The 11,098-nt window shown below is 31.4% G+C and carries 11 protein-coding genes; 1 reads left to right on the top strand and 10 read right to left on the bottom strand.

The features are described from left to right. Positions 1-27: 27 nt before the first annotated feature. Both ettA and ASC44_RS01180 read right to left on the bottom strand, forming a co-directional pair. The gene (ettA, locus tag ASC44_RS01185; RefSeq protein ID WP_055445790.1) at positions 28-1,719 is read right to left on the bottom strand and encodes an energy-dependent translational throttle protein EttA; all 1,692 of its coding nucleotides are present in this window, start codon (positions 1,717-1,719) and stop codon (positions 28-30) included. A 282-nt stretch (positions 1,720-2,001) separates the two neighbouring features. Beyond that, the gene (locus ASC44_RS01180) at positions 2,002-2,184 is read right to left on the bottom strand and encodes a CAL67264 family membrane protein (RefSeq protein WP_055445789.1); all 183 of its coding nucleotides are present in this window, start codon (positions 2,182-2,184) and stop codon (positions 2,002-2,004) included. Between the two features lie 305 nt (positions 2,185-2,489). Between ASC44_RS01180 and ASC44_RS01175 the strand changes: the two genes are divergently transcribed. Next, positions 2,490-3,653, top strand: coding sequence for an MFS transporter (locus tag ASC44_RS01175; protein WP_055445788.1), 1,164 nt, complete (start codon positions 2,490-2,492; stop codon positions 3,651-3,653). A gap of 21 nt (positions 3,654-3,674) precedes the next feature. Here the strand turns inward: ASC44_RS01175 and ASC44_RS01170 are convergent, their stop codons facing one another. The 8 genes from ASC44_RS01170 to ASC44_RS01135 all read right to left on the bottom strand — a co-directional run bounded on the left by ASC44_RS01170 (position 3,675) and on the right by ASC44_RS01135 (position 11,032). After that, on the bottom strand, positions 3,675-4,397 hold the full coding sequence (locus tag ASC44_RS01170) for a pirin family protein (RefSeq protein ID WP_055445787.1): 723 nt from the start codon (positions 4,395-4,397) through the stop codon (positions 3,675-3,677). Positions 4,398-4,456: 59 nt separating this feature from the next. Next, on the bottom strand, positions 4,457-4,894 hold the full coding sequence (locus ASC44_RS01165) for a MarR family winged helix-turn-helix transcriptional regulator (RefSeq protein ID WP_055445786.1): 438 nt from the start codon (positions 4,892-4,894) through the stop codon (positions 4,457-4,459). Continuing rightward, positions 4,894-5,424 (bottom strand): NADPH-dependent FMN reductase, encoded by a 531-nt coding sequence (locus ASC44_RS01160; RefSeq protein ID WP_055445785.1) that lies wholly within the window; start codon positions 5,422-5,424, stop codon positions 4,894-4,896. Before ASC44_RS01160 ends, ASC44_RS01165 begins: the two co-directional genes overlap by 1 nt. Before the next feature lie 250 nt (positions 5,425-5,674). Next, positions 5,675-6,502 (bottom strand): ATP-binding cassette domain-containing protein, encoded by an 828-nt coding sequence (locus tag ASC44_RS01155; RefSeq protein ID WP_055445784.1) that lies wholly within the window; start codon positions 6,500-6,502, stop codon positions 5,675-5,677. 4 nt (positions 6,503-6,506) lie between these two features. Next, positions 6,507-7,277: an ABC transporter permease gene (locus ASC44_RS01150; RefSeq protein ID WP_152973244.1), complete on the bottom strand. Its 771-nt coding sequence runs from the start codon at positions 7,275-7,277 to the stop codon at positions 6,507-6,509. A gap of 93 nt (positions 7,278-7,370) precedes the next feature. Beyond that, entirely contained in the window at positions 7,371-9,185 is a 1,815-nt protein-coding gene (locus tag ASC44_RS01145) for an OmpA family protein (protein ID WP_055445782.1), read from the bottom strand. A 22-nt stretch (positions 9,186-9,207) separates the two neighbouring features. Beyond that, on the bottom strand, positions 9,208-10,329 hold the full coding sequence (locus tag ASC44_RS01140; RefSeq protein WP_055445781.1) for a hypothetical protein: 1,122 nt from the start codon (positions 10,327-10,329) through the stop codon (positions 9,208-9,210). A gap of 4 nt (positions 10,330-10,333) precedes the next feature. Further along, complete coding sequence (locus ASC44_RS01135; protein ID WP_055445780.1) at positions 10,334-11,032, bottom strand: hypothetical protein; 699 nt, start codon at positions 11,030-11,032, stop codon at positions 10,334-10,336. Positions 11,033-11,098: the final 66 nt, after the last annotated feature.

Raw genomic sequence — 11,098 nt, 5'->3', positions numbered from 1 at the left:
TTCTTTTTATGCTATATAGTTAACTTACTATCTAACTAGTTTTTTATACTTAATACGTTTTGGCATTAAATCTCCACCAAGGCGTTTTTTCTTATTCTCTTCGTATTCAGAATAACCACCTTCAAAGAAGTATACTTCTGAATTTCCTTCGAAAGCCAAGATGTGCGTACAAATTCTATCTAAAAACCATCTATCGTGAGAAATAACTACTGCACAACCTGCAAAGTTTTCTAAACCTTCTTCTAAGGCTCTTAATGTATTTACATCTAAATCGTTAGTAGGCTCATCTAAAAGTAAAACATTACCTTCTTCTTTTAGAGTCATTGCTAAGTGTAAACGGTTACGCTCACCACCAGACAACATGCTTACTTTTTTGTTTTGCTCGCTTCCAGAGAAATTAAAACGACTTAAATACGCTCTTGAATTTACTTCTTTTCCGCCCATCATTATTAACTCTTGCTCATCGCTAAAGTTTTGCCAAATGGTTTTTTCTAAATCTATATTACTGTGTGCTTGATCTACGTAAGCGATTTTAGCAGTTTCTCCAACTTTAAACTCACCTTTATCTGGTTTCTCTTCACCCATTATCATTCTAAAAATAGTGGTTTTACCAGCACCGTTTGGTCCTACAACACCTACTATTCCCGCTTGTGGCAAGTTGAAATTTAAATCTTCGTAAAGCAATTTGTCTCCAAAGGCTTTGCTTACACCCGAAGCTTCAATTACATTTGTTCCTAAACGTGGACCATTTGGAATGTATATTTCTAGCTTTTCGTCAAGTTGTTTTTGATCTTGACTCATTAATTTATCGTAATTCTTTAAACGTGCTTTCTGCTTTGTTTGTCTACCTTTTGCTCCTTGTCTAACCCATTCTAACTCACGTTCTAATGTCTTTTGACGTTTAGATGCTGTTTTAGATTCTTGAGCCATACGTGTTGATTTTTGGTCTAACCAAGAAGAATAATTTCCTTCCCATGGAATACCTACACCTCTATCTAATTCTAAAATCCAACCTGCAATATTATCTAAGAAATATCTATCGTGTGTTACTGCTATTACAGTTCCTTTATATTGTGCTAAGTGCATCTCTAACCAATGTACAGATTCTGCATCTAAGTGATTGGTAGGTTCATCTAATAATAATACATCTGGTTCTTGCAATAATAAACGACATAATGCTACTCTACGCTTTTCTCCACCTGAAAGTACACCAATTTTCTTATCGCCTTCTGGAGTACGTAACGCATCCATAGCAATTTCTAATTTAGTATCTAATTCCCAAGCATCGGCCGCATCAATTTCATCTTGTAAAACGGCTTGACGTGCCATTAATTTATCCATCTTGTCTGCATCAGAATAGACTTCTTCTAAACCAAACATATCGTTAATTTTATGGTATTCTTCAAGTATTGCAACTGTTGCTGCTGCACCTTCTTTTACCACTTCTAAAACCGTTTTCTCTGGATCTAATTGAGGCTCTTGCTCTAAGTAACCTGTTGTAAATTCTGTATCTGAAGTTAAATCTCCTTGAAAGTTTTTATCTATTCCAGCAATAATTTTTAATAAGGTCGATTTACCAGAACCATTTAAACCTAAAATTCCAATTTTAGCTCCATAATAGAAACTTAAATAAATATTTTTTAATACCGGTGTGTTTGCTGACTTGAACGTTTTTGTAACGCCAGCCATTGAAAATATAATTTTTTTATCGTCAGCCATCTAATTTTATATGTATTGATTATGTTTATAATATTTTTTTTGAGTAAAAGTTTTACTCATAAAGCTCTAAGAATTATTTATAGTTTAGTGTTTATAAAAAACATACTATATACTTTAAAATCCTTCCTTTAAACTGTAATTCTACGATTTGATTAAATAAAATCACCCGTTACCTGGCTTTAAACTCTTCCTTTCCTTTAGAGTTTTACGATTTGATTAAATTAAAATAATTGCTTCGCAAGTTATTTATTTTTATTTAGTAAAATCACCCGTTGCCTGGCTTTAAACTCTTCCTTTTAAAGCATTAAAAACCCATGCAATAGCAAAAAAGCCTACACCAACAGCTGCAAAGCCCCAACCAGCAACTTCTTCGTACTTAAAAGCGCCCATTGCTATTAATCCTAAACCTACTATTATCATTATTGTGGTAGCCCAAGCCAGCACAGTATTTTTGTTCATTGCCATAATTATCGTCTTTTTTAAAGGGAATTACAAATATCGTTAATTTTAGAAAAATAAACCTCTTATATTATGGTGTTTTTTATAAGTAGTCTTTTAAACATAGTATTACAGAATAATTTAGAGAACACCTTTAAGTATTCTTTGTTTAAGTGAGCTTTAACTATTCATTTTATGAATTTAATAACAAATACTACCTTTTATCTATATCTTCTTAATTAACTTTTTATTAATATTATTAATTGTCTTTGATTACTGTGTAGCCCTATTTTTGCGGTTTGTATTATTATCACATATCAAACGCGTATTTAATGAATAAAGCTTTACTGTCTCTAGCTATTGGAGGATTTGGAATTGGTCTTACTGAGTTTGTAATTATGGGAATATTACCAGATGTTGCTAATGCGTTTAATGTTAGCATACCTGTAGCTGGGCATTTTATATCTGCCTATGCCTTAGGAGTTGTTGTAGGAGCACCAACTTTAACTGGTTTTGGAAGTAAGTTTCCAGTTCATAAAGTGCTTTTATGGTTAATGTTATGGTTTACCGTTTTTAATACTTTATCTGCCTTTGCAACTGGTTATAATTCTTTTATTATTCTAAGATTTTTATCTGGTTTACCACATGGTGCTTTTTTTGGTATTGGTGCTGTTGTGGCAGGAAAACTTTCTAAACAAGGAAAAGAAGCACAAGGCATTGCTATTATGTTTAGTGGTTTAACGTTTGCTAATCTTCTAGGCGTTCCACTAGGGACTTATTTAGGTAAAAATTTTAATTGGAGCATTTCTTTTTTAATGGTTGGTGCTGTTGGCGTATTAGCGGTTTTAAGCGTCAAATTTTGGATGCCACAAATAAAAAAGTCATCAGAAACCAGTTTTTTAAGCGAATTTAAAATCTTTAAACGAGCAGAACTTTGGTTAATTATTTTGCTAACAACCATAGGAACTGGTGGCTTTTTTGCATGGTATAGTTACATCGCTCCTTTAATTACAGACGTTGCAGGACACCCAAGTAGCATGGTTACTTATGCTATGGTTCTCGCTGGTTTAGGAATGGTTATTGGTAATTTTTTAGGTGCAAAATTAGTTGAAAAATACTCACCGCTTTACGCTGTTACACTAGTACTTTCTACCATGGCATTATGCCTAGTTTTAAATACTTATTTAGCATCTAATAAAATATTTATTTTAGTAATGACTTTTATTATTGGCCTTGTATCGTTTTCCATATCAACTCCTATACAATTACTAATAATTAAGGCTTCAAAAGGATCTGAAACCTTAGGTTCTTCACTTAATCAAAGTGCTTTTAATATAGGAAATGCCAGTGGTGCATATTTTGCAGGCATACCAATTGCAATGGGACTTGGCTATACTTCTGCAGATTGGGTTGGAGCAGCTATGGCAGGAATTGGTGTATTGATTGCGGTTACTCTTATTTTTATTAGAAAACGCAGGATAAAAACACCTTCTTAAAATTACTTTTGCCCTATTTTATTACAAATGCATAGGAACTTCAATAAACAGTATTTTGGAATCTTCTTTAGATTTTATTTCAAAACTTTCGACTTCTGACACTCCGATGGCATCTCGTATCTTTAAATTTTCTGAGTTTATTTCCACTTCTCCATCAATATTCATGACATAAACACCATGAGTGCTACTTTTAATATTATATATGAAGTTTTCATCTTTACTTAAATCTATTCTAGAAATTATAGCATCTTGATGAATTTTTAAACTTCCGTCGAAATCTTCATCTATAGAAGACACTAATATTTGTAGTTTATTTTTTCTACCCTCGATTTCAAAATTTTTCTGATCGTATCTAGGAGAAACATTTTCTTTGTTTGGTATAATCCATATTTGAAACAAGCTTAAATGTGCTTCTAAAGAACCATTAATTTCAGAATGTTCTAATCCTGAACCAGCGGACATTACTTGAACTTCGTTTTCCTTTACAGTTAACCATGAATTAGCCATAGAGTCTTTATGTTTTAACTCTCCCTTTAATGGAATGGTAATAATCTCCATATTATCATGAGCATGAGTACTAAAGCCCATTTTAGGAGCTATGGTATCATCATTTAAAACTCTTAAAGCTCCAAATTGCATTTTATTTGGATTATGAAAATTAGCAAAACTAAAAGAGTGATTTGCTTGCAACCAACCGTAATCTGCGAAACCTCGAGCATCTGCTTTGTGTACTATTGTCTTCATTTTACTTATATATTAATAATCTAAGAAAAGGCATTTACCTAATCTCTAATAATTTTAAATTATCTAATTTTATCTAACAATTCGCTTAACTGCTCGGCTTCCTCTTCACTTAAATTTTTAAGTAATTTTGGATCCCACTTATCATCAATTTTAGATAATAATTTCAAACCGTTTTCTGTTATAACAATGTTTACTACTCTTCTATCGTCTTTACTCGGTATTCTACCAATTAATTGTTTCGCGCACAACTTATCCATTAATCTAGTAACGTTAGGAGAACGCTGTACCATCCTATTTTTAACGGTTTGAACACTAATAGGTTCATTTGCTCCTCTTAAAATTCTTAAAATATTGTATTGCTGCGGCGAAATATTATAAGGTTTAAAAAATTCTAATTGATTACCATTAATCCAACTTGCTGTAAACAATATATTTATATATGCTTTTAAATCGTTAGATGGAAAAGTAGATTCTATTTCTTTTGAAATATCTCCCATTATATATTGTCTTTGAAAGTTTTGATTGCTTGATTTAATGCTTTATTTAACGTCTCGTCTTTAATACCTTCTTCTGAAAAATTATCATTAAATGACGGTAAAGAGAAAGTAGATACAATATTAGCATTATGCCTAGGAAATCTCTCTTTTGCTATTTCTAAAACTGATTGTCCTCCTCTTCCTCCTGGCGAAGTTGCCATTAAAAGCATTGGTTTATCATTCCATAATTTACCATCGATACGAGATAACCAATCTAATAGGTTTTTAAAAACGGTTGCGTAGGCTCCGTTATGCTCTGCTAGAGATAAAATTATACCATCTGAACTTTTAATATAATCTAAAAAAGTTTCTGCATCCTTCGGAATCCCTTTTTCGTTTTCTAAATCAATACCGTAAAGTGGTAAATTGAAATCGTTAAGATCTAAAATAGTTAAATTAGCGCCTTCAATTGAAGCACCTGCAAAAGTTGCTAATTGTTTATTTATTGAGGTTTTACTGTTACTACCTGCGAATGCTAAAATGTTTTTCATAATAATAATTTAGAGTATATCAAATATAAAAAAAATATTCTCCATGGAATATAATGTATGTGTATTTATAAAAATATTATTATTTTCCATTAAAACAAAAACAGTTAGGCACTTCACAAAAAAAGTACCATTAAATAAGCTCTTTCTACCTAATTTAGTTAATAGATTTTAAGAAGTAGAAGTCATAGTATAGCCTAAAACAAAAAAACTCCTTCTCAGGAGTTTCTTTATAAAATTTATACGTTTTCTTTTAAGAACTAAGCATAGCTGCTTTTATTTGTTTTACAACCTCCATATGATCTAATCCAAAATCTTTCCAAGCCAGTCCAATTTCTTTCATATCTATATGCTTAACAATTGTACCATAATCGGCTAATTTGCCTTCTATACTAGGATATCCTATAACATAAATACTATCTGCTAGTTCAACTGCCAATTCTATATCGTGTGTTGAGTAAATGATAGTATTAAATTCATGACTAGCAGTCATTAAGTTAAAAGCATCTTTTACATCCTGTATGTTACCTACATCTAAACCTGAAAAAGGCTCGTCTAAAACCATATAATGACCTGAACAGAATATTTGTTCTATAATCGCAGTTCGCTGACGCTGACCACCAGACAACTCATTAGGATATTGATCTTTAACCTTTTCAAGTCCCCATTGGTGTAAATATTCTTTTATTTTAACTTCTTTTTCCTCCTTTGTAATTTCTTTATTACGCAAAGCAAACATGAGTGCTTGAGAGACTGTTTTATTTCTAAACAAAGTATATTTTTGATCTACAAAACCAATATCTCCTTCATTTACAACTTTTGCATCGTTATCAATACCTGTGGTTGTATCTGCTATTAAAACTTTTCCTGAACTTGGTTTTACCAAACCAGTTAAAGCTCTAAATAATGTCGATTTACCACGTCCGGAACGTCCAACAAAAGCAATAACTTGCCCTGTAACATTACCAGTTCTTATGACATCTTTTTCAACAAAGTTGATATCTTTTATAACGGTCTTATCTCCATAAGATACGCTCAAATCCTCTACATATAATAAAGTGTTTTCTGTACTGTATGTCATTTAATTAAATTTTAGAATATCTAAAGAATGTTTTTCTTAAATAATTTAATATAAAGTCAATCGATAAACCAACAAAGAGTATTACAATTTGCAGCGCAATAATTCTACCATGGTTCATGAATTTATCTGAGTTTTTTATTAAAAAACCTAAACCACCTGCAGCAACAAGAATAGATTCTACTGTTACCAACATCATCCAGACAATAGCTAAATTCTGTCTAATAACTTCTATTACATGGTCTACTCTACCTTTTATAACAACCTCCCAAAGGACTTCCCAACGTTTACATTGTAAAGAGCGTGCATGATCGAATTCTTCTTGAGGTATAGCGCTTACCATACTCAATAATGATGTGGTAAGATACGTACTCATAAAAACAACCAACACCCAAACTTGCATTGTTCTAGCGTCATTAATTAAAATAGTTAAGTAAAACGTAATTCCTGTTAATGGTAAATATCTTAGTTTACTTAATGTATTTGCTAATGGCTTAATAACTGGTATAGTGGATAAATAAGCAAATATTAGAGAAATAATCACCGCTATTATTATGGCTTTTAGGCATAAAAATAAAGAACTAGCAACATGAACGACTAGACCTTCATTATAAAGTTCTGAAAAACCAGTAAAAACCTGTTGAGGCGATGGAAATAAATGTCTTTCTCCCATACTGGATATAAACCAGAAAGTAACAACTAATACTACCCAAAACAATACAATAAGAAGTCGCGTGTTTTTACTAACTTTTTCGAAAGGTTTAAATAATAATTTCACAAGCTTTTTGTTTTTGTAAGAATAGTTAAATTAAAGAAAGCTGTGTAACAAAAACTTTAATTTCTGCTACACATCCTCTCTTTTATATTATGATTACTTTAATAGCGCAATTACTACACGTCTATTTTTAGCTCTACCAGTGTTAGTACTGTTACTTGATATTGGAGAATCTTCACCTTTACCAATTACACTTTGAAATCTAGACTGAGGAATTCCTTTTCCTCTTAAGAAAGTAACTATTGCTTGTGCACGACGTTGAGATAAATCGTAATTAGCTTCAGAAGAACCTGTATTATCTGTATGTCCTTCTAATTTTAATTTAGTATCCTCAGCTTGTATTAGTAAATTATAAATATTTTCTAATGTACTTGCAGATGAGCTTGAAACATTAGCACTACCGGTATCAAAATTAATATTCCACTCTCCAGAAGCAACTACTTTATCTGCTGTTTTTGAGTAATCTGCTTTATAAGCAGAACCTGCATCAATATCATTTATATTCTTTAAAAAGTATAAATTTACAGCTTCATCATAAGGCACAATTCTTTTAACAGATTCGTTAAAACCAAACGGATTTAATTCGCTTAAGTAAGAAGATACTTGGTTATAAACTGCTTTATAACGGTTTGTTCCATCAGAAATACCATAATACTGCATTACATCTGCATAATTAAAGACTCTAGAACCTCCCATGTTATAATCTATACCATTTTTTGTTCCTGTTTGACCTTTAAACATATCATACCAATATTTAGCGTTCTCTAGGTCGTAAGTTTCTGCTACAGCCTCTGAAGCTCTTACACTCCAATCATCATACTGTTTCATTTGGTTTGATGCCGTTAATGCAGATTTTAATATGTTACTAACAATTTTCGGGTGCTTAATAGACCATTCTTTAACAGCAATAACTGTTGTCGCCATTTGATTGTTAAATTCTTTGGTTGAAATAATATCTGTAAATCCACTTAACTCATCAAAAACCATTTTATCACCTGGAGTCCAAGTTGCACAACCATCTATTTTCTTATTGATAATCTTACCTGTAAGTTTACCATTTTTAACTTCTTTTAAAGGCACTGTCCAACCTGCTTTTTGAGATTTAATTAACTCTTCGGCTGATTTTATATAATCATCATCCTGAGAAGGATAAAAATTAACTGCATCTGGATCATACGTATTTGAATCTGGATTTACTTTTAACCCATTTGCAAAAGCATAGTTTAAAGCAGTTACCCAATCACCATCACCTAATACGGTAGAAATTAGAGCACCTTTCATACTTTTAGGATCTACTTTCCAACTTGGTGGTCCTATTAATTTATCTTCACCATAACTAAGACCAACTGCACCAACAACCTGTACATGGTATTTATCTTTACCAAATTTATCGTCTAAAGCCTGTTGCATAGTACTAATATAAAAAGGAGCACCATCACCCATCATCATAATAGCAAATGCACTTTTATCTGAATCAGGAAATTCTTCTCCTCTATCAAATTCTTCAATAAATTTCATTTGCATGTTTCTTAATTCAGAAAGCCAATCTTGACGAATAATTTCTAAATTAACACCATTTTGTTCCATTAATGATCCTTTAGTGGTTTTAGGACCTCCATTAGATACAATAATACCAGATTGCGCATTCCAAGCATATGCTGCAATTCTTACTTTTGGATTGTTTTTTACTTCACTTGAAAGTGAGGTAGATGGTAATCCTAATTTATCTGAAGTTATTACATTGTTAACTTCATTTTTATCAATATTTAATTCTTCTAGTTGCTTAGCCTCACCTACCCTAAGTCCTGGCGCAAAGTAATAAACGGCTCCTAGTATACCTCCTAATAATATAATTACAATTATCAACTCTGATAATGTTGTAAGTTTTGAAGTGCGTAAAATTTTTCCCATTTTTATTTTTCTATTTTAATAATTATTCGAACATGTTACCAAAACCACCACTTGCTTGTTTATCCTCTTGAGTAAGCTTGTAACTTGGATTAGTGTATTTTTTTGATTCTGGTATTAGATCTTTACCTGTTTTAATTTTATCTGCAAGCGTATCTAACTGAGCATACAGCTCATCACTATCAACATCATACTTAGAGGTTAACATATCTATGTCTGATAAGTTTTCTTGTGTTTTTGCAATATCAATAGCAATAGTTTCTGTAATAACATCTAAAGCATATTCTAACTCCCAATCCTTTGTAAAATGCATTGCAGATTTAGCACCATCTGTTGCTGCCTTAGCTGTTTTGGCAAACTGATATTCCTTTTCTAACATACTTATGGTAACTTCAAAATCTGATATTTTAATATCTATTGCAGTACCTGCTAATGTTAATTTTCTATCTAGTTTACCCATTACCACCGCTCTACTTCCATATTTCTGGATAAAACTTTTGCTTTGTGTTAATTGGTGCGTAATACGTTGTGATTGCGATAATTTTTTGGCTAACATACTGTGCAGTTCTACATAGTCGTCTGTATCTCTACCAGCGCTACCTTTTTCGGCAACTATAGCTTCCATTTTATCTTTAATTTTTTGAGCATGCTTTTGTAACGCTAATACTTGGTCTTGAAAATCTTTAGCTTCTTTTTCTGCTTTATAAGATTCTGATTCCATATTATTTTTTAAGGCTTTTATTTTAGCCTTTGCATCTTTAAAAACTTTTCTGTTTTTAAACATTTTTTGCTTTTGCTCTTCTAATTCTCCAAAAGGATCATGTTTTATTAATGATTTATGTAAAAATCTAGTTAAACGTTTTAGTCCTTTAAAAATTACAGGTAACATTAGTATAAAAAAGACAAGAAATACCGCAACACCTGCAAGTGCTATAATTTGTCCTAAAGCAGTAAATAAAGGTGGTAATACATAAACCCAAGCTGCATAACCTAACCCAGCAAATAATGCTATTTTAAGTAATGAATTAAGTCCTTTTTCTCCATTTCTCCACTTGTTAGGATTTAATGAAATTTCACCTTTCTCATCATCAAAATGTTTTAGAATAGGTAAATCGAGTACATGTTTTTTTGATTCTTTTAAATCCATCTATTTATAAGTTGTTTTTAATACCATCTACAACCTGAAGTATTGTTTCTAATATTTTTGATTTGGCTGTATCATTTGCCATGATTTTTTGGTCTATATCGATAACATCACTACTATTTGAAGTGATGGCTTGCAATTGATTTTTCTTAGTACTTATTTGATGCTGAATTTCCATTAACTGTTTTTCTAAAGACGAAATCTCAGTAGTCAAAGTGCTTTTTTCTGCTTTTTGGCTTCCTAATATTTGATCTTTTTTTGCAGCGCCTTGTATTTTATATTTTTTATGTACTTTTTCTATTTCTTCTATATAAAAATCGGCTTGCTTTAATAATGAAGCTTTAGAAACGCTTTCATCTACACTAGATGCCATAGTTAAAGCCATTTTATAAATAGAAGGATCATTACTTCCTACGGCTTTTATAGCTTTAAAAAACTCATAAAAATCGTATCCTGGTTTATTTAAAGATTCGAAACCAGACTCATACATTTCTATAATTTTTTGAAGCACTGCATCATTAACTCCAACAACTGCATTTGCTGTAGACTCTGGAAACCTTGATGCTGAAGAAGCTACCGTGCTTTTTGACTCTGGAAAAGTATTTGACGAAGCATTACTTTTAGGCATTTCTCTTTCTGGAGTTTTATTCTCGTTTCCTTCTTCATTTAAGAATAGTCCTTTCCAACTAAATTTTTCTTTACTCATTTAAAATATATTTGATCTCTTTTATTTACTAATAACGCACGTAAATTTAAATAAATTATTATAACT

It is taken from the genome of Lacinutrix mariniflava (assembly GCF_001418015.1).
GTDB classification, from domain to species: domain Bacteria; phylum Bacteroidota; class Bacteroidia; order Flavobacteriales; family Flavobacteriaceae; genus Lacinutrix; species Lacinutrix mariniflava.
The sequence above is the reverse complement of the archived record's forward strand: the minus strand, read 5'-3'. Positions and strand labels throughout refer to the sequence as shown.